Consider the following 23,453-nt stretch of genomic DNA (forward strand, 5'->3'; position numbering starts at 1 on the left):
GGGGCCTCCGCACGGGGCGGGTTCTAGTCCATGGCGGACAAGCGGATCAGATCCGGGAACTCGCGCTTCATCAGCTCGAACACCTCGACCGCGAACCCTCGCGTCACCTGCTGGTCGGCCCACTGGTGACCCGCGTCGCAACGCATGAACGCAGGCGTCTCGCTGGTGTCCTCAACGTCGACCGTGACGACCAGCGCGTCATCCTGGGCGCACTCCGGGCAGGCGACGACACCCGCGGCCATGTCCAACCGCGGAAGAATCATCCGAGCGACGACGGTCATCAGTCCGCTCCCAGCTGCGGGGGCCAGCCCGGCACCGGCACCTGGTCACTCACGAAGTTCAGCAGCCGCCATCCCGGGCCCTCATCGTGCTGCATCAGCAGCGGCACCGACATGTACCGCTCGCCGGGCTGGATCACTCCACTGTCGGGGACCGGGAGCAGCCGAACGAGCATCACGCCGGGGGCAATGAAGTCCGGGTTCACCTTCGTGCCCCACGTCTCCCGGTCCACGGGCAGCGTGGCGCCCTGCTCGATCTGCGTGCGGGCGAACGGCTCCCACAGCGGGTGCTCGACTTCGTCATCCGCGAACGCCTCAGCCAGTTCATCCAGGTCGTACCCCTCAGCCCGCGCGTCGTCTAGGTGCGGCATCAGCCACGCCTGCACCCAACACCGGCGCAGCGTCGGGTGCGTAGCCAGCCAGGCCGCCCGCATGTCGTAGTCCACCCAGTACGCGCCAACGAACGCCCACGCAGCCTTCGCCAAGGGCGCCTGCGCCGCGTACACCGCGATGTCTTCTGACTCAGGATCCATCTGCCGATTCTCCGCGATCAGGTGCGGCCTCGGTCGAAGTTCCGCAGCTCTTCCTTCATCGCAGCCACCAGCTGGCGGGCCGCCCGCTTCTGTTCCGCCGGGCTGGAGAAGTCGAAGGTGCCGCTCACGGTGATGTTCTCGATCGTCACGCCGCCCGCCCCGGCAGTCGTGGCCTGGGTGACCAACTGCTCGAACAGGGCCGTCTGCCGCGGGTCCAGAACGCGTTCCGGCTTACGGGTCTGCTTCACCACCAGTGACGCGCCATCGGCGAGCAGCCCGCCGGAGTCGAACTTGGCGGCCGGCGCGAAGCCCCACCGGGACGTGAACAGGCTGTCCTTGTAGGAGCGGGCGCCCTTGCCGATGACCACACCGTCGCCGCCGCGGCTCTCGACATTCACCCCGGCCAGCGTGCCCGCCGTGTGCCCCACACCGGCATTCGTGATGCCGATCATGTAAGGCGAGTTCAGGTTCCGCACCCAACCGGGCGGGCCGCTGGAGCCGCTGAACGAGCCGGTCGCCCACCGGCGGTGCGGACGTTCCCCACGGATTACGGACTCGATGCCTGAAACCAGACCTGAGCAGTCCCAGGAAGGGTTATTGTTTCCGCCCCATTGATACGGTTTGCCATTTTGCGTCCTGGCCCACGACAGGGCCCGCTGCACCGAGGGCCCGCCCGCAGCCTTCTTGTCCTCCTTGCCGAACCAGCCCAACATCCCGTCAAGAGCCCGGTTCGACAGGCCCCGCATCAGGCTGCCGACGCCGCCGCCGGGGATCTGGTTGATGAGCGGCCTCACCATCGAGTTGATGGCCTTCTGTGCGGCGGCCTTGAGCCCGCCGACGACGATGTTCTTCGCCCAGGAGGCAACGGAACCGATCGCGCTGCTGATGGACCCGACGATGCCGCCCTCAGCGAAGTGCTGGGTGCCGGCCTGCTGGCGTTCCTTCTCCTGCCGCCTGGTGGGGTTGCCGCCAGTCCGGGTGGGCTTGTCCCGGCCGAGCATGGCGTCGATGCCGCGGTGGCCGCCGAGCTGGGCAACCTGCTGGTTGGACAGGATGCGTTCGCCGGGGGTGAGCATGGCGGGCACGGTGTCCGAGTTCCCTTGGCCGGGGACGACGCCGCCCTTGTTGAAGCCCAGCGAGATCGCGGGGAGAGTGAGCTTGCTGCTGATCTTCCCGGCGATCGTGTTCCACATGCTGCGGATGCCGCCGTACACGTTCTTGATGACCCACTTGACCGGTGCACCGATTGTCGACTTGATGCCGTTCCAGATCGAGCCGAGCCCGTTCTTGAGGTTGGTGAAGGCGCTCCTCATGCCTGAACTGAACTCGCTGATCTTCGTGCGGATCGTCGAGAAGATGCCCGTCACCTTGTCGCGGGCGCCGTTCCACAGGCCCGACCAGGCGTTGCTCACCGCGCTCCGCAGGCCGGACACGCTGTCGCGGACCCACTTCCACGCCCCGGACACCGACCCCTTCAGCCCGCTCCAGAACGAATCCCACCGTGCGCGGACGCTCCCCCACAGACCCTTCCACAGGTCGACGACCCAGTTCTTCAGCTGGGTGAACAGCTCCTTCGTCCGCGTCCACAGCTTGGAGAACCAGCCAATGATCGCCTTCACCATGTCGGGGACAATGCTGTTCCCGACGATGAGGTTGTAGGCCTCCTGGAACGGCTTGATCAGGTACTTCTTGACCCACTCCACCGTCGCCGAGAACGCCGACTTCACCGACTCCCACACACCGGTGACGATGTCCCGGAACGTCTCGCTCTCGTGCCAGGCATAGGCGAACGCCGCACCCACGCCGATGACCGCGAGGGCGATCAACGTGAACGGCGACGCGGCCGTCACCGCAGCCAAGATCGCCTGGGCCGCCGCAACCGCCAGCGTGCCGATCGCCCACAGCTTCATGCCTGCCGCGATCCCGAGGACGGCGGCGGCAAGCGAGCCGAAGATCACGTGGTGGTCTGCGACGAACTGGAAGAACGCAGTCAGCGGACCCTTGGCCGCATCCGCGATGGTCTTCACCAGATCCGCGAACGGCGCGAGCATCGGCACCAGCCCCGCAAGAGCCGCCCCCACGACGGTGGTCACCAGGGACGCGATCGAGTTGAACGCGGCGAAGATCCGGGTGAGCCCGTCCTGCATCTCCGGCAGCCCCGTCACCCGGCGCAGTTCCTTGAAGGCGTTGCCCAGCGTAGTCAGCGCATCCCCGCCGCCAGCCGCGGCCGCACCGAAGATGTTCCTCAATGACCCGAACACGTCAGCGAGGAGGCGACCGAACCGCTTCGCCACGTCGATGCCGTGATCGATGGCGTCCTGGAGCCGGCCAGACTCGAACGCGGCCGACAACTTCTTCGAGATCTCGGTGGACTCCCCGGCCATCGCCGTAGTGATCCGCTTGAACGCGGGCGACGCCGCGACCGACAACTGCACGAACGCCTGCGCGAACTGGCCCGGGATCTTCTTCAGCGGGCCGAAGCCCTCGTTCAGGCCCTGGAACATGCGGGTCAGCACGCCCTGGTCGGCGAGCCGGGTGAAGGTGCCCATCAAGTCGCGGGCCACCGCGTTGAGGCCGTCCGCGGCCCCGCCCAGCCCCACCCGCAGCGCAGGCAGGGACGCAGTCGCCATCGTGGTGAACGAACCCCCCAGACCCTTGAACAGGCGATCCTGGACGTCGAGACGCAGCTCCGAGAACGCGGGGCCCATGCTGCGCACCGCGGTGACGAACTCCCGGGCGTTCGGCGACAGCTTCGCCATGGCCTCGGCGAACTTGTCGGTCTGCGTCACACCCTGGGACTGCGCGGCGTTGACGGCCCGCTGCGCATCCGCCAACGCCTCCTGCGCGCTGCGGACCTGCCGCGCCGCCGCGACCTGAGCATCAGCCACACCCTGCTGCGCCTCCGCGAGCCGCAGTTGCGCGTCGCGGACCGAGTCGGCGCCGTCCTTCGCTGTCTGCGCGGCCTCAGCCTGCGCGTCCCCCACATCGCGCGCCCGGTCGCCGACAGTGCGCTGCGCGTCGGCCACCTTCTCCTGCGCGTTACGGACCGTCTCCGAGCCCTCGACCCCGTCCGCGTTCGCCTCGGCAGTCTTCTCCCGCAGCCGTTCCGTCTCCGTCTGCTGTTCCTTCAGCCGCTGGACCGCCCTGTCGTAGCCGAGCTGCGCCTCGTCGATCTCTTCCTGAGTTGCGGCAGCACCCTTAGCGCGGACGGCGGCGAGTTCCTTCTCCGCGTCCTGGAGGTCGAGAACAGCCTGACGCTGGTCCAACTCGGCGCTTACGAGCCGGTTGTTGAGGTCTTCCAGCTGATCCGCGGCCTCCTCACGCGCCTCGGTCAAATCCTCCTGCGCCTCCTTCGCGTCCCTCACCGCATCGGTCAGGCTGCGCTCGGCGTCGGCGACCCGGCGCAGCGCGGCCTGCCTGTCAGCTGCCGCCTGCACCTCGGCATCGCGAACATCCTCGGCGGCGTCCCTCACCCGGGCCTGCGCGTCTTCGATCGCCCGCGCCGCGTCCTGCTGGGCCTCCTTCAGCGAGCGGGACGCACGGGCCACGTTGATCTGCGCTTCTGCCACCGCCCGGGCGGCGGCTGCCGCTGAGGCGCCGCTCTGCCCGCTCTTGTCGCCGGCGGCCTTGAATGCGGCGCCCACTCCTCTGAGGCCGACCGCGAGGGTCGCGACGGCGGTGACCAGGCCGCCGAGCGCCGGCACCGCGAGGGCGGCAGCCGGCCCGATCTGAACGAGAGAGGCACCGAGGGAGGCGACCGCGGGCAGTGCCGTCAACGCAGCGGCGGCCAGGGCAGCGAGGCGCGACGACAGCATGCCGGCGGATCCGGCCGCACCTCCGAGGCCGGACAGGATCCCGAGGGCGGCGCCGTCGACGTCGACACGGACGTTGACCGTGCGGCTACGGGTCAGCAGCGCCAGATCGTCCGCCGCGGAACGGGTGTCCGCGTCCGCGGTGATGCGGGCGGTGCGAGGCCGAGTGAGCAGCGCCAGGTCATCGGCGGCCACCCGCGTCTCAGCGTCCGCGAGGATCCGCACGGTGCGGTCGCGGGTGAGGGTGGCGAGCTGGGACTCGGCGAGCCGCCGCGCCGCCTCCTCCAACTCGGGCACAAGATTGACGGTCAGGTCACGGAAGCGGGCGCTGGACAGGGCAGACCGGTCGAGGACCGCCTTGACCTTCAGGTTGCGGTCGCGTGTGAAGCGGTCGAGCTCGGTACGGGCCTCGCGGTCGTCGAGCTTGACGCCGACGCTGACCTGATTCCGCCTGGACCGCAGCCGGTCCATGGTCCGGTTGTAGCCAGACTCGTCGGCCGTGACCTCGACATATCCCTCCGCAATGCGGAATGCGCCGGCCATCAGGCGGCCTGCAGATCGTCGGCGAGGAACCGGTCCAGCGGCAGACCGACTGCGTCGGCCATGGCGTCAGCCACGGGGATCGGGGGCACTGCTGTGCCGCGCTCATATCCCCACACGGACCAGGTGGAGCGCCCGATGCGGGCGGCGATGTCCTCGACGGAGAGGCCGGCGAGGCGCCGCTGATCGCGGAAGCGGGGGCCGTTGAAGGTACGGGGCACGGGGGCTCCCAGGGCGAGGCGTCGGCGGATACGGACGCGTCCCGCGGGCTCGAGGTGGGCCCGCTCGTCTCGCTCGGCGTTCGCATCACGCGATGGCCTCGCAGCCCCCATCCGGCTGCTCGTTCGCCACGCCTTACAGCTGCTGCCTCATGTCCCGTGGGCTGTCCCGCCCGGCGTCCATCCCGGCCGCTGGAACCCTGGCCTTGCGACTGCACTCGATTCGTCCAACTGGAACGATACTCCAGTGAGCCTATGAATCGTAGGCCCCATGGATCTCATCCCTTTGATTCGAAGGTTGATGTTCGGAGGCTGCGCCTGCTGGACAGCACCGTGGCCGGAGCGCCGCCGCTTCCCCGCCGTGCCATACGCGTGCCATCCGCCCGACAAAGCCGCAGGTCACAGGTAGCCAACCGCATCCCCTATGCGGTTAGGGGGTGAAGTCTCCACAGTGTGGAGACCGTTCGCACAGCTGCGCCCGGCCACCGTGCGGTGCGGCCGGGCAAAATCAGCAGGCAGTGAATATCAGGCCGCGTCCGGCCCGTCACCACCCCGAGCACGAATGCCGTACCACTCGAACGTCTGCATGCCCTTCGGCTTCGCCGAGACCCGAGACGCCGTCAACCGCTCGGCGATCAGAGCAGCCGCCGGCGTCACATCCTCAACCACCTCATCCGGCTCCGGCCGGCCCAACGCCCGGGCAGCGTGCCGTTCCGCCGGCGTCGGCCGCCTGGTCCTCGTCTTCCGCTCCACGGTTCTCCCTAGGCCAGTTCGGGCACGGACGGCAGGTTGGCGATGGTCTCGGAGATCAGCCGCAGCTGCATGACCGCAGGCGAGTGGCTCCGCACGTCCAACGGGAAGCCCACACCGACCGGGTTGGCGTACTGCTGGCCGTGATCGGCCATCAACTGCAGCGCGGCCTGGGCCTCCCCGAGCGCACGGGCAAGCTTCGCCGCCCCGTAGGCGTACTGCTCCCGGTGCGTCTCACGGTCCGCCCGGCTGGTCGACGCCGCCCGGTCGTACACGTCGTCTACAGCGGCACGAAGGGCGTCAGACGCCTCCCGCTTCGCCGGCTGCGTCTTGGCCTTCTCGCCCGCGGTGAGCGCCTCCTGTACGGCGTGCAGGGCTTCCTGCGTCTTCGCCGGGACGCGGGACCGGTCGAGCGGCAGACGGAAGTCGTGCACGCGGTCCCCCGCCACGCTCGCACTGAACGGCGTGCCGTTGAAGTCGATGGTCATGATTCCTCCTGGTGGTTGATGACTGCCGGCTCCGCTCGGAGCGCGGCCTCGAGCTGGTCGTTGCGGGCCTTCACGGCGGTGAGGAGCTCGTCGGCCTCCTGCTTGTTGCGGGCCAGCTCCTCGGGCGGCACCTGCTCGTGGCGGTCGGTGCGCCACCGGTCCCGCGGGTGCGGCGCGACCTCGAGCCCGAGGCTCCGGCGTGCGTCGGCGAACAGGTCGAGCAGCTCGTCGGCCGGGTCCTCCTGATAGTCGAGCGGCCAGTTGGCGCCCATACGGCAGCGCAACCCGTGGAAGCGGCACACCGGGCCGTCCGTCTTCTGCTCGCCGAGGGCCTTCGCCAGGCGGTCGAGGCGGGCACGGATGTCGCGGGAGCTCACGCTGACCTCCGTGCATCGCCGAGGGCCGCCTCGAGCTGGGCGAGCCGGTCCTCGAGCTCAAGCTGCTCGGAGATCGCAGGCAGCGTGTTCACGAGGATGGAGGCGGCCCGGATCCGGTTCGCCGGGTTCTCGTCCTGCAGCGCCGCGTGCAGGGTCGTGATGGCGTCCCGGGCGGCGCCGGCGAGGGCGGCCCGCGCTTCGGCGAGCAGCTCCCGCCGGGCCGTCAGCACGTCCTGTTCGAAGTCGGGGTCTTCGCGCCACCTTCGGATGGTTCGCCCCGATACGCCCAGCGTCTCGCCGGTCTTGTCGGTCGACGCGCCGCGGGCGAGCAGGATGATCGCCTGGCTCTTCGCGTCCAGGTCAGAAACGGTCATGGGCGGCCACTCCTTACATAGCGCCGCTGGCGGCGAAGGTCGTGTTGTCGAGGGTGGGAGCCAGCTCCCGTCCCTTCTCGGCGAGGCGCCGAAGCTTCCGTGCGTGCCGTTTGGCGAGGCCGGCAGCACGCCGGCGGGCGAGCTCTTGGCGCTCCTGGCGCTTGCGCTCGGCCTCGGCGCGCACCCGGGCGATGCGCTGCTGTATCTCGTTCTCGATGTGCGAGGTCACGGTGCGGACTCCGATGTATCCGCTTGCTCTTCCGAGTTGGGGGCGATGACCTCGAGTGCTACACGCGCCGTAGCGCGGGCCGCGATGTTCATGTCGTTGCGAAACTCTGATTCGGAGTAGGGGGTTCCCATGTAGATGAAGACGGGCTCAACGGATGTCGTCGGCTTGCCGGTCGACTCGTCTGGCTGTCCGATAACGACGGCCCAGGCGACGATCGGGCAGGTCTCGACGTCTTCGTCGTCACGGAGCCAGTCGATGGCGACCGTCCAGCCTGGAAGGGCGGCGGTGAGTGCGGCAACGCTGCCGGGGGCGAGGTCCATGCGGTTCTCCTTCGTGGTGTGATGAGCGGGGCCGGCCCCGGTATGAGCGGGGCCGGCTGCTATCGCTTGAGGACGTTGACCTTCTCGCCGCCGATGAGCGGAGCGCCTTCGGGGCCCTTGACGTGCGGGGCGATCCAGACAGGACGGTGGACCTGACGCTTTGGGTGCCATTGCTGTCGCCAGTGCCCGCGGACGATCCACTGGTGGTGGTACTCGCGGTCTCCGCTTCCGGAACTGCCGCCGCCTTGCGGGCGCCGGAGCCCGATGAGCCGGACAGGGGCCGGTTCGTGACCCGAACGAGCAAGCCGCTTGCGGGTAGCCCTGTCCGGCGGGATGTCTGCCTGACGCGCCAGCGGCTGCTGCATCAGAAGCCACATGGCGCGGATCGTTCGGACGAACTCCTCGTCGCCCTCGTCGGCGCCCTCGAGAGGGTCGTGGCCGAATCGAACGATGGCCTCGGACAGCATGGGCGATAGGCGCCCTGTGCTGCGCCGATGCCTGTTGATCTGCTCAGGGGTGGCCTTCCCCAGGGTGGCCATGCTTGCGAGCATCTGTTCCGTCTCGCAGTAGAAGTTGAGGCGGACTCCTACGCCGGTCGGCCACCACTCGACCGCCGCCACGGAGTTCAGGGATCCAGGCGGGGCGTGGTTTCCTGGCGCCAGATACGCGAAGCCGAATTCGGAGGGGACGTCCTCGGGCTGGAGCGTGAAGGGCGGCAGCGTTTTGGCGGCGGCCTTGGCGAGCTCGTACATCTCTTCCGTGACGTAGAAGAGATCGCCGAGGAGGAGCGCCCCTACTTCCATCCGCTGTAGTTCGTCGGTCGTCGTTGACGGTGCTCCTCTGCGAGCGAGGGCGGCCCTGCGGTCCTCATAGAAGAAGGTCCAGTCAGGTTGAGCGAGGGCGGTCGCGAGTTCGGCCCGCAGTTCGGGTAGATCAACTGCCCGCACTTGCATGTCCCCTCCTGGGTGGTTCTAGGTGGTCTGTGCTGTGACGGTACGGCCGTGCTGGTTCGCCCGTCCGGGGGATGGATCAGGCGGTGATGCCGGCTTTGGCGAGGAACTCGGCGCGCTCGTCGGGGTCCTGGAGTTTGCGGGCGTCGGCCACCCACAGCTCATGCATGCGGGCAGCGGCGCCCTGGTGCTCGGCGCACATGGTGATCCGGTAGGTGCTGCTCTCGGTGGGCCGTTGTTGGTCGAGGGTGTTGCGGACGGCGATGACGCCGGGCTTGCCGCAGCTGTCGTGCGCGTGGCTGCACGTGCCGGTGTCGACGGGGATGGTCTGCACGATGTACTTGGTGTCGCGGTCGTCGCCCAGGGCGATGACGGTGGGCTCGGTCATGGCGTTCTCCTTCGTGCGGGGTTAGGCGATGTTCAGGGCGTTGAAGCGGCGGGCCAGCTCGCAGGGGTTCACGACCATCGCAACCGCCATTCGCTTGAGAGCGGCTCGGTAGCAGCGCCTGCAGGGGCGCCGGGGGTCCCCGGTTCGGCGATGCGTGCAGTGCTCATGCAGGGAGTGGTGCAGCTGGTCGATGCTCTGCCGGGCACTGTCGATCTCGGCCTGGTCTGGCGTTGAGACTGCGAGTCCCAGTCGGACCGCCAACGCCTGCCCGCCGGGGCTGAGAGGCGCCTTCAGCTTCATTGACTGGGGGCAGGAATCGCGGAGTTCACTGAGCAGTCGAGAGGCAATCCCGTGACCTCGGTAGGCGGGGGCAACGTAGATCAGCTCGACGGCACGGCGTTTGTTGTCGACGGAGCAGAAGCCGGCGGGCGTGCCGTCGACGTGGATGAGCATGGTCCGAAGCCAGTTGGCGAGCGGTATCCCCGGTGGGAAGTAGCCGAGGCGGTCGAAGTCCTCGAGCAGGTAGTCGCGGAACAAGCAGGTGAGGGCGCTGACATGCCCGTCGGAATGTGGGTCAAGAGCAACGGCCGTGACCTCGACGGGTGCCGGCGCGGGGCGGGTTGTCATGAGGCCCGCCTCTCCTGGCCGTCCGGCGTCCCAGAAATCCCGTAATCTCCGCCAGCGTTCGGCAGGTGAGACACCGGCTGGTTATTGGGATTTGTGGGACGGGATCCGTCCGAGTGCTCCTGTGGCTGCGGAGGATTGGCCACCCATGGGTGGACCTCGAAGCGGGGGGAGGGCTTACGGCCGCGCTTTCCCTGGGTGTCCGGGGGTGGCAGTAGGGCAATCCATCCGGTCTTCTCCAGCTCGGCGAGGACGTCGTTCATGACCTCCATGTCCTCGGCCCACTCGCGACCCTTGAGCGCTTGCCACGCCTCGCGGGCAGAGAAGTCCACCCCGGGGGCCGTGCGACTGCGAAGCCACTCAATGACGTCACGGAGCGGCTTGAGCGCGCCCTCCCGGTTCTTGCCCATGAGGTCGAACACGGCGCGGGCGTGGGCAATGAAGTAGGGGCACATGGCGATTGCGGCCCTGATCCGGTCGAGGCTGACCTCGGTGGCGAAAGGGTTCTCGTAGAGGGTGATGCAGGCCGCAATGCGGATGAGCTGACCCCGGAGCTTGCCTGCCCAGTCGGCGATGTCGTGCAGGTCTCCGCCAGGCTTCCGTCGTTGCCCGAACCGGTCGTAGAAGGCGCCGAACTCTATACGGGCTTCGCTTGTCAGGTTCATTACCACTACGTCGGAGGTGTCCCACACCTTCTCGACGAGGTCCCGGATGCGCTGCTCGTAGTCCTCCACTACCTCTTCGGGCACCTCGGGGGTGTCGAAAGTGTCGTAGTCGGTGGGCGCAGGCTTGGCGTACAGGAAGCGGCCGAGGAATCCGGACTGCCGGAACTCAGGGTTCTTCTTCTCGAGACCGGCGACCATGCCGGGCTGCACGATCATTCCCAGGGCCAGGAAGGTGCTGGCCATCCTGCGGTCCTGTCGGCCTACGCGCTCGATGCTGTACGGGCCACCGGTGTAACCCTCGAGGAGCAGGTCGGTGTTCGCCTTGCCGTTATTCCCGTAGAGCCCGGCGGCGATCTTGAAGAGTCCGCCTTCGGACGCGAGGGACCCGAGGCGCCCTTTCTGTTCGGCCATGCGCAGGGCCAGGGCCTCGAGCGTGATGTCGCGGACCAGGATGACCGGGAGCGACGGGGTGTCTCCCAGTTCGAGCAGCTTGAGGCGCGCCTCCTCTGCATCCGCTTTGGCGTTGTCTCGAGCATCCTTGTCGCCGCTGCTGCCAGCCGTCTTCTCGGCCTTGTCCATGGCAGCGGTCGTGATGCGGATCTCCTGCGCACTCTCCTCCACGGAGGGACGGGCCGCCTCGATCAGCTCCGTCTCAATGGCCCGCAACGGATCGGCTGCCGCATTGAGCGCCGGCGTCTTCTTCTCGGAACTGTCGGCCAGGCACGTCAGGTAGAGGGCGGTCGACTCAATCCAGTTGTGCTTGACCTTGACCTTCCGGCGCCCGCCGGTCGTAGTCGAGATGGTTGCCAGGCAAGCGAAGGCAACCATGTCATTGGGGACTTGCAGGGCCTCGGCCGTGGTGCGCACAAACTGGGAGAGGGGGCCGAGCGAGTCGATGGGAAATGGCGGCAGCGTGCGGGTATCGAGGGGGACAGGGTCATCCCATCCGGAGCCCCGGTTCTGCGTCCCAGAAGTCCCGGAATCGCGCTGCGGTCCCGAACTCTGGGCGGGTCCCTCGTTTTTGGGATTTGCGGGACGCGGATCCAGGGGTACGAGGTCGTCGTACCCGAGGCCCGCCGCCAGGTGGTCAGAGATGTCCTTACCCTTGGCGGGCTCAAGGGTGCGCACCGGGATTCCCGCTCGCTCGAGAGAAGCGGCGATCGCGGCTGCGTGCTTGCGGCCGGGCTCGTCGCGGTCGGCGATGACGACCACTTCCGCGGCGCCGCGGAGGCTGCTCGTGTAATCCTCGCGCCACCCTCCGCCGACACCGGAAAGGTTGCACGTCGCGGTAGCTCCAGTGGCGTTGTGCAGGTTGTCGGCATCCTTCTCGCCCTCGACGACGAACACCGTGCCGCCGGCCTGGACCTCAGCCAAGACTTCAGGGAGCCGGTACAGGACGCGGCGAATACCCTTCGAGCCCTTTGAACCGTCCGCCCCGTACTGGGCGAACGACTTCGTCTTGCCGTCGAAGCCTGGCTCGAAGCGCTTGACCTTCATGAGGACCGCGCCGCCTTCGTCGCAATACGCGTACTCAGCTACGACCTGCGATCGTTCCCGCTTCTCGAGTGGCTCGTCGAAGAGGTCTTGCAGGGCCAGTCCCAGGGCTGCAAGGACTTCGTCGACAGTGCATCCGGCGTGGCACTTCAGGATTACGCCGTTGCCGTCTCTGCGGGTGTTGATGGACAGCGACGGCGCACGGTCTTCATGCGACGGGCATTGCCAGGACGGGCCGCGGCCTTTGCAGCCGTGGCCGTCGAGTGCCTCCTCGACACGCTGACGAGCGCTCACTCTGTGGTCTCCGTGCTGTTCAGGGCGGCGATGACGCCGTCGGCGATGAAGTGGATGTCTCGGATCCAGCGGCGGGCGACGAGGCGCACGGCCCGCGGGGTGGGCTGTTCGGCGAGGTGGCAGCGGATGCTGTCCTTGACGAGCTCGTGGCGGGCGCGTTCGCGCATCCACTGCTCGCTCAGCTGCTCGCGTGTCCGCCCGCTGTGCATGGAGTCCGGCATGTCTGGCCGTTCGCCCGGTAGCCGCATCGCGGGGCGGACTACACTCGTAGTGGATGTGGAGGGCGCCGTCGCGGGCGTCGGGTGGGGGTCCGGGATGAGCTCCGGGCCCTTTTCCTTTGTCGCCATGTGGTGGTCCGTTCGCGGGGCGAGGGCCGATGCGGGTTCCTCGGTAGAGCGGCCTCGCGAGTGGATGTGGAATGGTGGCCGCGCCCGGCGTGGGCGCGACCGGGTGCTCAGGTTTCGCTCTTGCTCATGGCGAGCCGGTGGCGGAGCAGGTCAAGTTCGTCGAGGACGTTGGCGAGGGCGGAGGCGCAGACCCCGTTCACCTCGGTGTTCTCGCCGATGGGCCGGACCGCGCTGAGGGCGTCGTGCAGCACGTGTTCGTCGTCGCCTTCGAGGTACGTCTTCACCTCGGCCGCCGCGTCGTTGAGCTTGGCGGCGCGCTCCTCGTCGTGCAGGCGGACGATGTACGCGACGAACAGCCCGTCGAGGGCCTGCGCCTGCTGTACGGGGGTGAGTTGCCGCCACGCCTCGTGGCCGATCAGCGTGACGTCGACGCCGCCGGGGTGCTCGCGATGCAGCTTGGCCCGGGCTTCCTGGATGGCGCCGTAGAAGGCGCTGCTGTCGTCGATGCTGGAGGCGATCTCGTCGAAGGCTTCGCGGTCTGTCATGATGCTGGGAGTCCTATCTGTCGTTGAAGCCCTGGGTCGCTGCCGAGCGAAGATGCCCGGGGCTTCGGCGTGTGCGGGTTGGATCAGGCCCCTGTCGGCCGGCGTTGGCGCGCCGTCCTGATGGGGGCCGCTTCTATGCGCCTCGAAGCTGGTGTACGACCCCTGAAGCGGCCGGGGTGCAACCGCATTGAGACTGCGATTGATGCGCTGTGAACTGCGGCGACTCGTCGTGTTGGCACTGCGATGGCACTGCCGGGGAGGCCCCGGCGGAGCCGAACAGGTACGTGACGATGTCGTGCGTCGGGATCTTGATGCGGCGGCCGAGACGGAGAACCCGGGTCATCGACCACTCTTCGCGCCGGATCGCGTCGTAGATCGTGTCCTTGTCCACGCCGAGGATCGAGGCGAGCACTGGCACCTCAGTCGTCGGCCCCTGCGCCTCGACGGCTTCACGCGTCCAGGCGCTCACGACGCCGACACCTCGCCGTCAGAGATTCGCAGGTAGGCGAGGACTTCATCGCGGTCGTACCGCACGAGACGAGGACCGACTCGGCGCGGCTGGGGGCCGATACCGGCGCGCCCCCAGCGCTTGATGGTGTCGGGGTGGACGCGGGCGAGAGCGGCGTACTCGCGCCGAGTTATGCCCGCGTCGCGTTCGCTGAGATGCCGAACAACGGCGGATTCGTTTTCCACAAGCACAAGGGTGCATACGGGGGTAGCAGGTGTCAACTGACCCAGGTATTGTCATCTGAGCAAACGGGCACAAGGATGAAGGTGGAGGCACGTGGAGGCGGAAGAGTGGAAAGCCAGGCTCGTCAAAGGTGTCGCCCAGCAGGTACGCCGCTACCGCCTCGAGCGCGGCATGAGCGTTCAAGGGCTGGCTGACATCTGCACCGAGCAGTACGGCTTGCCCATCAAACGGTCCGTCCTCGCCAACTTCGAAGGCGGCCGGCGGCCGGCGCTCAGCGTCGTCGAGCTGATCGTCATCGCCCGCATTCTCCGCGTGCCGCCGGCCCAGCTCCTGTTCCCTGTGGGCCTCGAGGAACTGACCGAGGTTTTGCCCGGGAAAGCGGCCGACCCGTGGGCGGCGCTCAAGTGGTTCACCGGCGAGGAAGACCGTCTGCCGTTGGACAAGGAGGCCGATCGGCAGGACGCCGAGCCTGTGCAGTTGTTCCGCCGGCACGACCAGCTGACGGCTGATTGGCGGGCGAACAACCTGAACCTTCAGAACCTCATGCGCAGCGCGGCAGGCGGAGCCGAGCCGCACCTTGCGCAGTTCGCCGGCGAGTCCTTGAAGCGCATCGCGGACACGCTTCGCGAGGTCCGCCAGGAGATGCGCAGCAAGGGACTCACGCCTCCCCCCATCGAACCGTCCCTGGCGTACATCGACACGCCGGGGCTCGACATCAAGTACGTAGGACTGTCCGAGGAGAGTGATGAATGAAGCCGTACAAGGCCTGCTCGTGCCGGGATCCGGAGACGAAACGGCTACTGGGGAAGAAGTGCTCTGACCTGCCGAAGAAGGGTCACGGCGGCTGGTACGCCCGGTATGAAGCGCCTCCGTCCGCCGAGGGGAAGCGCCGACAGCCGCGCATCGGGCCGTACACCACGGAGACGGAGTGCAAGAAGGAGCTGGCGAGGGTGCTCGGCACCGCCGCCAACCCGAAGGCGCACGACGAGCGGAAGACGACGCTCGGCGAGTACCTCGAGCGCCGCTACGCCTGGCGCGTGTCGGAGGCCGAGACCGGCGAGGGCCTGAAGAAGTCCACGCTCGACGCGGAGCGTGAGGCGATCGACCTGTACGGCAAGCCAGGGCTCGGGCACATAAAGGTCGTCGACCTCACCGACGAGCACTTCCGCGAGCTGTACGCGGCCATGCGGAAGCTCAACCGGCCCGAGGAGAAGGACGACCGGTCGGAGATCCTGCGCCGTCTGAAGGAAGCCCGAGCCACCCGCCACGGCCGACGGGTGCATACCCGGCCGATCGGCGAGTCCCGTATCCGCCGCGTTCACGCGGTCCTGCACGGCGCGTTGACGGACGCGGTGAAGCTGTCGAAGATCCGGCCGGACAACCCGACTGACGGGGTGTGGCGGTCCAAGGGTGGCAAGCGGAAGCAGGGCCGGGCAAAGCCGTTGCTGTGGACGGACGAGCGTGTCGCGGCGTGGGAGAAGTCGGGCAACATCCCGGCGAAGGTGATGGTCTGGACGTCCTTGCAGACGGGCAGTTTCCTCGACTTCGCCGAGGCTTCCGAGGAGCGCATGTATCCGGCGTTCCATCTGGACGCCTACTACGGGCCGCGGCGCGGCGAGCTGGTCGGCGTGGACGAGAAGGACCTCAGCCTCGAGCGCAGACGGCTGCACGTCCTTCAGTCGCAGTCGGACGACGAGCTCGACGACACGAAGACTGAGGCCGGCTACCGGCAGATCCCTCTCGACGACGAGACCGTGCGTGTCCTGCGGGCCTGGCACAAGCGCAAGCTCGAGGAGCGTCTGCAGTGGGGCGAGCTGTACCGGGACGAGGGCCGGGTGTTCTGCTACGAGGACGGCCAGGCGCTCAAGGCGGAGTACCTGTCGAGCCGCTTCCGGATCCTCATCGAACGGCACGCCAACATCCGCGCGAAGGGCAAGGAGGGTTGGCCAGTCGAGCGGATCGCCCGGAAGTTCCGGACGTCCGAGGCGGCCGTCGAGGTGGCGCTGCGGATGTCGCTGCCCCCGATCCGCTTCCATGATCTGCGTCACGGCGCGGCGACGATGCTGATCGCGGCCGGCGTCGACGACAAGTTCGTGTCGGAGGTGCTCGGCCACGCGTCGGTGTCGTTCACGAAGGACGTCTATGCCGTAGTCGCGGAGGAGCTGGCCGAGGACGCGACGCGCAAGATTGCCGCGTTCATCCCGCGCCAGAATCGCCTCAAGGCCGTTGGTGCCATCAACGTGCCATCTGGGGGCTGAAAGTGCCTCTGAACGCGACTCAGGGAGCCCAGCCGTTTCGGGCCGAACTCCCTGGTCAGGTGGCGGAGGCGGAGGGATTTGAACCCTCGATGGGATTGAAGTCCCAAACCGCATTAGCAGTGCGGCGCCATAGACCGGACTAGGCGACGCCTCCCGCACAGCCGCCCGCGCGAGCGCGAGTGGTGCGTGCAGATGATGACACAGTCGAGCGTGGTGTCACCAATCGACTCCCACGGTACTAGGCGGAGAGGTCGCAGGGCAAAGCCCTTCCCGCTGTGCGCAACGTCCTGCGTTGTACGGCGTTAGTCAGGTCATGTTGCAGGTCAACCGTTCCGCCCGGGCCGGACGCCTTCGCCGGGCGCTCCTCACCGCCACCGGCACCCTCGCCGCCGTCGGCCTCACCTCTGTCGTGCCCGCCACCGCCTCCCCCCACCCCCAGACCGCGCCCGCCCCCGCCGTCCCGTCCCTCCAGGGCCAGGACCGCTCCGGCGACCGCCTCACCGTCACCGTCCGCCAAGCCGGCGGCGACGCCGACGGGACCTATGAGCTGACCTGCCATCCGGCCGGCGGCAACCACCCCCACGCCGCCGACGCCTGTGCCGTACTCGACCGCGGTGCCCGGTGGGGCAAGGACACCTTCGCCCCGGTGGCGGAGGGCACCCTCTGCACCATGCAGTACGGCGGGTCGGCCACCGCGCATGTCACCGGGACCTGGGCCGGGCGCCCCGTCGACGCCCGCTACGACCGCGGTGACGGGTGCGAGATCGCCCGTTGGGACCGGCTCGTGCCGCTCCTTCCCGACCTGCGGGCCGAAGGACAGCGGGCGTAAAGCAGTCCGTATATGCGCCTGGGCTGATGTGCGGTCCGCCGTCGGCACCTCCCGTCGCCCGTCGCACAGGCTTTCCATACCGGACGCACCAGATCCGCAAAAGTCCCGCGAAGGTCTCGCGAAGTCGGCATGGACATCGGGCGGACACGGGAAGGACGCCGGCACAGGCGGTCATACGTTCTGGGTCACTTCGTCGTGCGACCTCCCTCTCATCCGGCGTCGCGAGCGCAACCCCAACCCTTAGACTCCCTCGCGTGACACGCTGCGGGCCGGTTGGCAAGATGGCCCGAGCGGTCCGGAAGGTGCGGTAACAGGGAGGAAGCGTCTCGTGAGCAGCAGGCCATCCCGAGGCGCTGCTCGCCTCGCAGCCATACTCGACGCGCTGCCCGACGCGTTGGTGCTGGTCAACGCCAATGGGACCGTCGTCAACGCCAACACCATCGCCCTGGAGGCCTTCGAGGCGCCGGGGACCGCTCTGGTGGGGCGCGGGCTGCTCGATCTGCTGCCCCAGTTCGACTCCAAGCTGATCCCGGGGTCCATGCGGCGGCCCGATCACATGGACCCGCAGGGCCGGACCAAGCCGACCCGGATGATGGCCCGGCGCACCGACGGCAGCGAGTTCCCGGTCGAGGTCACGTCCGCGAATCTGGAGAACGGCCAGCAGGCCTACGACGGGTACGGCTACGGCAGTGACGAGCTGCTCATGCTCGTCGTACGTGATCTGACCGGCACCGTCGACACCGAGGCCGAGCTGGCGCGTTCGCAGCGGCAGACCGAGATGATCCTGCGGGCCGCGTCGGAAGGTGTCGTCGGCACCGACACCGACGGGCGGATCGTCCTCGTCAACCCGGCCGCCGCCCAGATACTGGGTTACCGGGCCAGCGACCTCGGTGGACGCGAGCTGCACACGCTCGTCCTGCACTCCCGTGCCGACGGGTCGCCCTTCCCGTACGAGGAGTCCGCGCTCGCCGACACCCTGCGCTCGGGGCGCAAGCACCGGGTGCGTGGGCAGGTGCTGTGGTCCAAGGGCGGGGACGAGGTGTCCGTCGACTTGACGACCGCGCCCGTGCGCGACGGCGACCAGCTCGTCGGCGCCGTGATGACCTTCACCGACCGCCGGGCCTACGACTCCCTCGCCGACGAGAAGACGGCAGATGAGAAGCGGCACGCCGAGGAGCTGGAGCGGCTCGCCGAGGAACACGCCTCCGAGCTGACCGCCCTGCGGCAGAAGCACGTCACCGAGGTCGAGGAGCTCCAGGAGCAGCACGACGAGGAACTCGGCGCGGGCGAGGAGCGCTACGCCGCGCTCGGCGAGCGCGAGAAGGACCGGTACGAGGCGCTGTCCGGGCGGCACGATCAGCTGCTGACGCTGCTCGCGGGTTCGCTGCGCGGTCCGCTGGACGAGCTGCGCCGTGAGCTGGCCGCGCTCGCCGCCGATGACGCGGGGCAGTTGTGGCCCGAGGCCAACCAGGTCCTGCACCACCTGTCCGCCGGTTACTCGCGGATCACGACGCTGATCGACAACGTCCTCGGCTACCAGCAGCTGGACTCCGGCAGCGAACAGGTCTCCCGTACGAAGGTGATGCTCGACGCCGTCGTCGCCGCGGGTGTCGACGGGGCCGTCGAACTCATCGGCCCCGGGCGGGTGCAGTTCGCCGTGCACGCGCCGCCCATCGAGGCCGAGGTCGACCCGCAGCGCCTCGCCACCGCGCTCGCGCATCTCGTCGCGGATGTCGCCGGGGTCGACGCGACCGGCAACTCGCCGGTGTCGGCGGGCGGTTACATGGACAACACCGTCGTCGTGGCGGCGGCGCAGCGCGGTGAGGTCGTACGGATCGAGGTGCGCGGGCCGTATCCCGGGGGAGACCCGGTGCACGAGCCGATCGTGCGCGGGATCGTGCGGGCTCACGGCGGGGTGCTGCAGACGCACGAGGTGCCCGGGATGAGCGGCAGTGCGTTCGTCCTCGAAGTGCCCATCGGAGGTGGGGCGGGGGCGGTATCCGCCGTCCCCGTCGATGCCGCCGCCGGCTCGGCCGAGGCCGGTGACGGGACGAACGGGACTAACGGGGCCAATGGGACCGCGGGAGCCGGGCAGGGTGGCGGTGGCGGGCGGCGGCGGGCCCGACGCTCCTCCGTCGACGCGTTCCTGGAGAGCGACACGCCCGATGCCGAGGCCGAGGGCGGTTCCACCGATGCCGAGGACGCCGCGCCCACCGGCCGACGGCGCAGGCGCGCGGCGGCCGCGCAGGAGCTCCCCTCGGGCACGGGCGACGCCGGCTCCGACGTCTCCGGCGGTACCGGACGGCGTCGCGGACGGCCCGCCGAGGACGGCGGCGACGATGTCTCCGAGGGCGCCGTCGTCACGGCCGCCGAGCATGCGGCGGGAACCGCCGCCATCGGGAACGGCCTGGGCGGGACCGTCCCGCCGCAGGGCGTGCCCGCCCCCGGCGGACGACGCGCCCGGCGGGACGGAGGCGAGCAGCACGCGCTGCCGCCCGCCCTGCCCGCCCCGGCCCGCGACTCCGCCGGCGACTCCGCTGCGGCGGCTTCCGGGTCCGATACGGCCTCCTCGGGCGATGGCTCCCAGCCGGGCGGGCGGCGTCGGCGCGCCCTGGCCGCGGCTGCCGAGCGGGCCGGCGCGCGGGCCCAGGCGCAGGAGGCAGGGCCTCGTACGGTGTTCGCGCTGCCGCCGGCCGAGGCGGACCGGGCTCCCGCGGTGGCGGCGAACAAGCCGGGCGGGGCCGAGCCGGCTTCGGTGCCTGCTCCGGGTTCGGCTGCCGCCGCACCGGCCGCTGCCGCGATGGCGCCGGCTTCGCCCGTGGCTCCGGTTCCGGTTCCGGGAGGCGTACGCGGCGACGAGGGTCGGCACGATGCCGTCCCGCATGATCAGGCCGAGGACCACACCCCGCCGCAGCCGCACCCCACCAGCGCGCCGACCGGACGGCGCCGACGGGCCGTGACCCCGCCGGGGGAAGCGGTCGGGGCGGCTGCGCAGGAGGTCCCGGCGCAGGGTGCGGCCGCACAGGGCGTTCCGGGGCAGGTGACGGGGCAGGTGACTCCGGTGCAGCAGGCGCAGGCCCAGCCGGTGCCCGGTCGGCCCCTCCCTGTCGAGGCGACCCCCGGTCAGGGCGTCCCCGTGCAGGGCACCCCGGCGCAAGGCGTCCCGGCCCCGCAGCCGTGGCCCGCTGCCGACGACACCCCGGGCGCAGGGACGGCCGGACCGTCGAACGGCGGCGCCGCCACCCCCGTACCGCCGAATCCGAACGCCCCCCAGCCGGCGCAGCCCGCACCGTCGGGTCGGCCGCGGCCGGGCCAGGGCACTCCGGCTCCGGGTACTGCGCTGCCTCCCGAAGCCGTGGCGAGCGGGGCCGGGCAGCAGCGGGCGGCGCAGCCGCTTCCTGCCGAAGCCGCCGCTCCCGCCGGCCCGGGTGCTCCCGTGGATCCGAACTCGACGCAGGGTCGCGCGATCAGTGTGCGGACGCTGGGGCAGGGCGTGCCCTTCACCCGGCAGGCCGCCCAGGTGCAGCAGCCCGCGCCGCCGTCGGCCACGCCTCCGCCACATCAGACCAACGGTGGACGGCGCCGCAAGCTCGGCACGCCGCCCGACCCGGCCGCACGGGCCGGTGCCTCGGTGGAGCAGGCGGCGCGGCCGCACCCGTCGGCCGAGCAGCCGGTGGCCTCTCCCTCTCAGGGACAGCCGTCGCAGGCCGGACAGTCGCGGCTCGCGCCTGCTGTCGAGGCGGCCGGACGGTCGTACGCCATAGGCGCCCCGGACGAGAACGCCGCCGAGGGGCCCGAACCGCTGGACGGGCCGGGCGGTGCCATCGAGGTCGCCGACACTCCGCGTCCGCAGCCGATGGACGACGAGCTGCCCCCGGAGCCGCTCGACAACCCGCGGCGGCTGCTGGTGTGGCCGGCGCCCGATGTGACGACCCAGCAGGCGCTGAGCGACCGCGGCTACCGGCCGGTGATCGTGCACTCGCGCGAGGAGGTCGACGCGCAGATCGCGGCGTTCCCCGCCGCGCTGTTCGTCGACCCGCTGACCGGGCCGATCACGCGGACCGCGCTGCAGTCGCTGCGGCAGGCCGCCGTCGCGGCCGAGGTGCCGGTGATGGTGACCGCGGGCCTTGGACAGGCCTCGCGCGAGGCCGCGTACGGCGCCGATCCCGCCGTACTGCTGAAGGCGCTGGCCCCTCGGGACAGCGAGCAGCATCCGCCGCGCGTGCTGCTGATCGAGGAGCACGCGGAGATCGCGCTGGCGCTGACCGCGACGCTGGAGCGGCGTGGGATGCAGGTGGCGCGGGCCGCGAGTGACGGCGACGCGGTGATGCTGGCGGGTGACTTCCGGCCGAACCTGGTCGTGATGGACCTGATGCAGGTGCACCGGCGCCGGGCCGGGATCGTGGACTGGCTGCGCGCGAACGGCCAGCTCAACCGCACCCCGCTCGTCGTCTACACGGCCGCCGTCGACCAGGCCGACCTGCCGCGGCTGGCCTCCGGCGAGACGGTGCTGTTCCTTGCGGAGCGCTCGACGAGCGGCGAGGTGCAGCACCGGATCGTGGACCTGCTGTCGCGGATCGGGACCAACTGAACAATTCACCAATTGGCCGACTGGCCGACGGTCCGGCAGTGCACGTGAAGCAGCCCGGCGCCCCTTTTCAGGGACGCCGGGCTGTTTCGATGTGCGGCTAGGGTCGGGGCCGCGTCAGAGCTGGGTGACGTCCAGGCCGCCCTCGGCGTACTGCCTGCGCAGCACCTTCTTGTCGAACTTGCCGACGCTCGTCTTCGGCACCGCCGCGATGACCGTCCACCGCTCCGGCAGCTGCCACTTGGCGATCTTGCCCTCCTCGGCGAGGAAGCTCCGCAGGGCCTCGAAGTCGGTGCTGGCGCCCTCCTTGAGGACGACCGTGGCCAGCGGGCGCTCGCCCCACTTGTCGTCGGGGACGGCGACCACGGCGGCCTCGGCGACGTCCGGGTGGGACATCAGGGCGTTCTCCAGGTCGACCGAGGAGATCCACTCGCCGCCGGACTTGATGACGTCCTTGGCGCGGTCGGTGAGGGTGAGGAAGCCGTCGGTGGAGATGGTGCCGACGTCGCCGGTCTTCAGCCAGCCGTCCTCGCTGAACTTGTCGGCGGGGCGCAGGGGTTCGCTGTCGGGGCCGTTGTAGTAGGCGCCGGCGATCCAGGGGCCGCGCACCTCCAGCTCGCCCGCCGACTCGCCGTCCCACGGGATGCGCTCGCCGCCGGGGCCGGTGAGCCGGGCCTCGACGCTCGCCGGGAAGCGGCCCTGGGTGAGCCGGTACGCGAACTCCTCCTGGGTGCCGACCGCGTGGGCCGGCGGGCGGGCCACCGTGCCGAGCGGGGAGGTCTCCGTCATGCCCCAGGCGTGGCAGACCCGCATGCCCAGCTTGTCGAACGCCGCCATGAGCGAGGGCGGACAGGCCGAGCCGCCGATGGTGACCTGGCCGAGGGTGGAGACGTCCCGGGGCTTCGCGGTGAGCTCGGCGAGCAGGCCCTGCCAGATGGTGGGTACGGCGGCCGCGTGCGTCGGCTTCTCGCGCTCGATCATCTCGGCGAGGGGGGCCGGCTGGAGGAAGCGATCCGGCATCAGCATGTTGACGCCGGTCATGAAGGTGGCGTGCGGCAGGCCCCAGGCGTTGACGTGGAACTGGGGGACCACGACGAGCGAGGTGTCCTGGTCGGTCAGACCCATCGACTGGGTCATGTTGACCTGCATCGAGTGCAGGTAGATCGAACGGTGGGAGTAGACCACACCCTTCGGGTCGCCCGTGGTGCCGGAGGTGTAGCACATGGCGGCGGCCTGCCGCTCGTCCAGCTCCGGCCAGTCGTACGTGGTCGGCTTGCCGGCGAGCAGGTCCTCGTACTCGTGCACCTGAACCGCGGCGTCGGCGAGCGCGGAACGGTCACCCGGCCCCGACACGACCACGTGCTTCACGGTCTTGAGGTGCGGGAGCAGCGGGGCGAGCAGAGGGAGGAGCGAACCGTTGGCGATCACGACGCGGTCGGCGGCGTGGTTGACGATCCAGGCCAGCTGCTCGGCGGGGAGGCGGAGGTTCAGCGTGTGCAGGATCGCGCCCATGGAGGGGATCGCGAAGTACGCCTCGACGTGCTCGGCGTTGTTCCACATCAGGGTCGCGACCCGTTCGTCGCCGGTCACGCCCAGGTCCTCACGCAGGGCATGCGCCAGCTGGCCCGCGCGCGCCCCGACCTCGGCGAAGGAACGGCGGTGCGGCTCGGCCTCGCCGGTCCAGCTGGTGACCTGCGATGTGCCGTGGATCGTCGACCCGTGGGTCAGGATCCTTGAGATCAGCAGCGGTACGTCCTGCATGGTGCTCAGCACGGCGTCCTCCCGGGGGCGACATTGCCTACGCGGTAGTAAGGGTTGCGGAGATTCTGCGCGCATACCGAGCGGTATGTCACTAGGGTCG

The 23,453-nt window shown here is 69.6% G+C and carries 22 protein-coding genes and 1 tRNA gene; 4 read left to right on the forward strand and 19 right to left on the reverse strand.

All coding sequences use genetic code 11. The features are described 5' to 3' along the window. Nucleotides 1-23: 23 nt before the first annotated feature. The 17 genes from OG254_RS24280 to OG254_RS24360 all read right to left on the reverse strand — a co-directional run bounded on the left by OG254_RS24280 (nucleotide 24) and on the right by OG254_RS24360 (nucleotide 13,919). Nucleotides 24-281: a hypothetical protein gene (locus OG254_RS24280; RefSeq protein ID WP_405580681.1), complete on the reverse strand. Its 258-nt coding sequence runs from the start codon at nucleotides 279-281 to the stop codon at nucleotides 24-26. After that, a complete protein-coding gene (locus tag OG254_RS24285) occupies nucleotides 281-811 on the reverse strand; it encodes a hypothetical protein (protein WP_405585323.1) in 531 nt (176 codons plus the stop codon). The genes OG254_RS24280 and OG254_RS24285 overlap by 1 nt, the downstream gene beginning before the upstream one ends. Before the next feature lie 17 nt (nucleotides 812-828). Then, entirely contained in the window at nucleotides 829-5,166 is a 4,338-nt protein-coding gene (locus tag OG254_RS24290; protein ID WP_405585326.1) for a hypothetical protein, read from the reverse strand. Then, nucleotides 5,166-5,384, reverse strand: a complete 219-nt coding sequence (locus tag OG254_RS24295; protein WP_405580686.1) for a helix-turn-helix domain-containing protein — start codon at nucleotides 5,382-5,384, stop codon at nucleotides 5,166-5,168. Before OG254_RS24295 ends, OG254_RS24290 begins: the two co-directional genes overlap by 1 nt. Before the next feature lie 758 nt (nucleotides 5,385-6,142). Beyond that, nucleotides 6,143-6,619: a hypothetical protein gene (locus OG254_RS24300; protein WP_405580701.1), complete on the reverse strand. Its 477-nt coding sequence runs from the start codon at nucleotides 6,617-6,619 to the stop codon at nucleotides 6,143-6,145. Further along, nucleotides 6,616-6,996: a hypothetical protein gene (locus tag OG254_RS24305; RefSeq protein WP_405580703.1), complete on the reverse strand. Its 381-nt coding sequence runs from the start codon at nucleotides 6,994-6,996 to the stop codon at nucleotides 6,616-6,618. The genes OG254_RS24300 and OG254_RS24305 overlap by 4 nt, the downstream gene beginning before the upstream one ends. Continuing rightward, nucleotides 6,993-7,370: a helix-turn-helix domain-containing protein gene (locus OG254_RS24310; RefSeq protein ID WP_405580706.1), complete on the reverse strand. Its 378-nt coding sequence runs from the start codon at nucleotides 7,368-7,370 to the stop codon at nucleotides 6,993-6,995. Before OG254_RS24310 ends, OG254_RS24305 begins: the two co-directional genes overlap by 4 nt. A gap of 13 nt (nucleotides 7,371-7,383) precedes the next feature. Further along, the gene (locus OG254_RS24315; RefSeq protein WP_405585329.1) at nucleotides 7,384-7,599 is read right to left on the reverse strand and encodes a hypothetical protein; all 216 of its coding nucleotides are present in this window, start codon (nucleotides 7,597-7,599) and stop codon (nucleotides 7,384-7,386) included. Continuing rightward, on the reverse strand, nucleotides 7,596-7,919 hold the full coding sequence (locus OG254_RS24320) for a hypothetical protein (RefSeq protein WP_405585332.1): 324 nt from the start codon (nucleotides 7,917-7,919) through the stop codon (nucleotides 7,596-7,598). Before OG254_RS24320 ends, OG254_RS24315 begins: the two co-directional genes overlap by 4 nt. 59 nt (nucleotides 7,920-7,978) lie before the next feature. Beyond that, nucleotides 7,979-8,671 (reverse strand): hypothetical protein, encoded by a 693-nt coding sequence (locus OG254_RS24325; protein ID WP_405585335.1) that lies wholly within the window; start codon nucleotides 8,669-8,671, stop codon nucleotides 7,979-7,981. Between the two features lie 277 nt (nucleotides 8,672-8,948). Then, nucleotides 8,949-9,257, reverse strand: a complete 309-nt coding sequence (locus OG254_RS24330) for a hypothetical protein (RefSeq protein WP_405585338.1) — start codon at nucleotides 9,255-9,257, stop codon at nucleotides 8,949-8,951. Nucleotides 9,258-9,278: 21 nt separating this feature from the next. Beyond that, entirely contained in the window at nucleotides 9,279-9,884 is a 606-nt protein-coding gene (locus OG254_RS24335) for a GNAT family N-acetyltransferase (protein ID WP_405585341.1), read from the reverse strand. Beyond that, nucleotides 9,881-12,334, reverse strand: a complete 2,454-nt coding sequence (locus tag OG254_RS24340) for a DUF3987 domain-containing protein (protein WP_405585344.1) — start codon at nucleotides 12,332-12,334, stop codon at nucleotides 9,881-9,883. The genes OG254_RS24335 and OG254_RS24340 overlap by 4 nt, the downstream gene beginning before the upstream one ends. Next, on the reverse strand, nucleotides 12,331-12,555 hold the full coding sequence (locus OG254_RS24345; protein ID WP_405585347.1) for a hypothetical protein: 225 nt from the start codon (nucleotides 12,553-12,555) through the stop codon (nucleotides 12,331-12,333). The genes OG254_RS24340 and OG254_RS24345 overlap by 4 nt, the downstream gene beginning before the upstream one ends. Nucleotides 12,556-12,788: 233 nt before the next feature. Further along, on the reverse strand, nucleotides 12,789-13,226 hold the full coding sequence (locus tag OG254_RS24350; RefSeq protein ID WP_405585350.1) for a hypothetical protein: 438 nt from the start codon (nucleotides 13,224-13,226) through the stop codon (nucleotides 12,789-12,791). Between the two features lie 133 nt (nucleotides 13,227-13,359). Further along, complete coding sequence (locus OG254_RS24355) at nucleotides 13,360-13,695, reverse strand: DNA-binding protein (RefSeq protein WP_405585353.1); 336 nt, start codon at nucleotides 13,693-13,695, stop codon at nucleotides 13,360-13,362. After that, nucleotides 13,692-13,919 carry a helix-turn-helix transcriptional regulator gene (locus tag OG254_RS24360; protein WP_405585356.1) on the reverse strand — a complete coding sequence of 76 codons (228 nt, stop codon included), beginning with the start codon at nucleotides 13,917-13,919 and terminating at the stop codon, nucleotides 13,692-13,694. Before OG254_RS24360 ends, OG254_RS24355 begins: the two co-directional genes overlap by 4 nt. Nucleotides 13,920-14,010: 91 nt before the next feature. Between OG254_RS24360 and OG254_RS24365 the strand changes: the two genes are divergently transcribed. Together OG254_RS24365 and OG254_RS24370 are read left to right on the forward strand one after the other, a co-directional pair. Then, complete coding sequence (locus OG254_RS24365; protein WP_405585359.1) at nucleotides 14,011-14,670, forward strand: helix-turn-helix domain-containing protein; 660 nt, start codon at nucleotides 14,011-14,013, stop codon at nucleotides 14,668-14,670. After that, nucleotides 14,667-16,175, forward strand: coding sequence for a tyrosine-type recombinase/integrase (locus tag OG254_RS24370; RefSeq protein ID WP_405585362.1), 1,509 nt, complete (start codon nucleotides 14,667-14,669; stop codon nucleotides 16,173-16,175). The genes OG254_RS24365 and OG254_RS24370 overlap by 4 nt, the downstream gene beginning before the upstream one ends. 60 nt (nucleotides 16,176-16,235) lie before the next feature. On the opposite strand, the gene OG254_RS24375 is transcribed toward OG254_RS24370, so the two are convergent. Beyond that, nucleotides 16,236-16,329 (reverse strand) — tRNA-Ser (locus tag OG254_RS24375). Between the two features lie 159 nt (nucleotides 16,330-16,488). Here OG254_RS24375 and OG254_RS24380 point away from each other — a divergent pair. Both OG254_RS24380 and OG254_RS24385 read left to right on the forward strand, forming a co-directional pair. Beyond that, a complete protein-coding gene (locus tag OG254_RS24380) occupies nucleotides 16,489-17,004 on the forward strand; it encodes an SSI family serine proteinase inhibitor (RefSeq protein ID WP_405585365.1) in 516 nt (171 codons plus the stop codon). Between the two features lie 328 nt (nucleotides 17,005-17,332). Continuing rightward, nucleotides 17,333-21,595: a PAS domain-containing protein gene (locus OG254_RS24385; RefSeq protein ID WP_405585367.1), complete on the forward strand. Its 4,263-nt coding sequence runs from the start codon at nucleotides 17,333-17,335 to the stop codon at nucleotides 21,593-21,595. 114 nt (nucleotides 21,596-21,709) lie between these two features. On the opposite strand, the gene OG254_RS24390 is transcribed toward OG254_RS24385, so the two are convergent. Further along, nucleotides 21,710-23,353 (reverse strand): long-chain fatty acid--CoA ligase, encoded by a 1,644-nt coding sequence (locus OG254_RS24390; protein WP_405595159.1) that lies wholly within the window; start codon nucleotides 23,351-23,353, stop codon nucleotides 21,710-21,712. Nucleotides 23,354-23,453: the final 100 nt, after the last annotated feature.

It is taken from the genome of Streptomyces sp. NBC_01092 (assembly GCF_045039535.1).
GTDB lineage: Bacteria > Actinomycetota > Actinomycetes > Streptomycetales > Streptomycetaceae > Streptomyces.

Coding starts and splice junctions, on each gene's coding strand:
- OG254_RS24280 (WP_405580681.1), bottom strand. CDS start 281: ATGACCGTCGTCGCTCGGATGATTCTTCCGCGGTTGGACATGGCCGCG.
- OG254_RS24285 (WP_405585323.1), bottom strand. CDS start 811: ATGGATCCTGAGTCAGAAGACATCGCGGTGTACGCGGCGCAGGCGCCC.
- OG254_RS24290 (WP_405585326.1), bottom strand. CDS start 5,166: ATGGCCGGCGCATTCCGCATTGCGGAGGGATATGTCGAGGTCACGGCC.
- OG254_RS24300 (WP_405580701.1), bottom strand. CDS start 6,619: ATGACCATCGACTTCAACGGCACGCCGTTCAGTGCGAGCGTGGCGGGG.
- OG254_RS24310 (WP_405580706.1), bottom strand. CDS start 7,370: ATGACCGTTTCTGACCTGGACGCGAAGAGCCAGGCGATCATCCTGCTC.
- OG254_RS24320 (WP_405585332.1), bottom strand. CDS start 7,919: ATGGACCTCGCCCCCGGCAGCGTTGCCGCACTCACCGCCGCCCTTCCA.
- OG254_RS24325 (WP_405585335.1), bottom strand. CDS start 8,671: ATGTACGAGCTCGCCAAGGCCGCCGCCAAAACGCTGCCGCCCTTCACG.
- OG254_RS24330 (WP_405585338.1), bottom strand. CDS start 9,257: ATGACCGAGCCCACCGTCATCGCCCTGGGCGACGACCGCGACACCAAG.
- OG254_RS24335 (WP_405585341.1), bottom strand. CDS start 9,884: ATGACAACCCGCCCCGCGCCGGCACCCGTCGAGGTCACGGCCGTTGCT.
- OG254_RS24345 (WP_405585347.1), bottom strand. CDS start 12,555: ATGCCGGACTCCATGCACAGCGGGCGGACACGCGAGCAGCTGAGCGAG.
- OG254_RS24350 (WP_405585350.1), bottom strand. CDS start 13,226: ATGACAGACCGCGAAGCCTTCGACGAGATCGCCTCCAGCATCGACGAC.
- OG254_RS24370 (WP_405585362.1), top strand. CDS start 14,667: ATGAAGCCGTACAAGGCCTGCTCGTGCCGGGATCCGGAGACGAAACGG.
- OG254_RS24380 (WP_405585365.1), top strand. CDS start 16,489: ATGTTGCAGGTCAACCGTTCCGCCCGGGCCGGACGCCTTCGCCGGGCG.
- OG254_RS24390 (WP_405595159.1), bottom strand. CDS start 23,353: ATGCAGGACGTACCGCTGCTGATCTCAAGGATCCTGACCCACGGGTCG.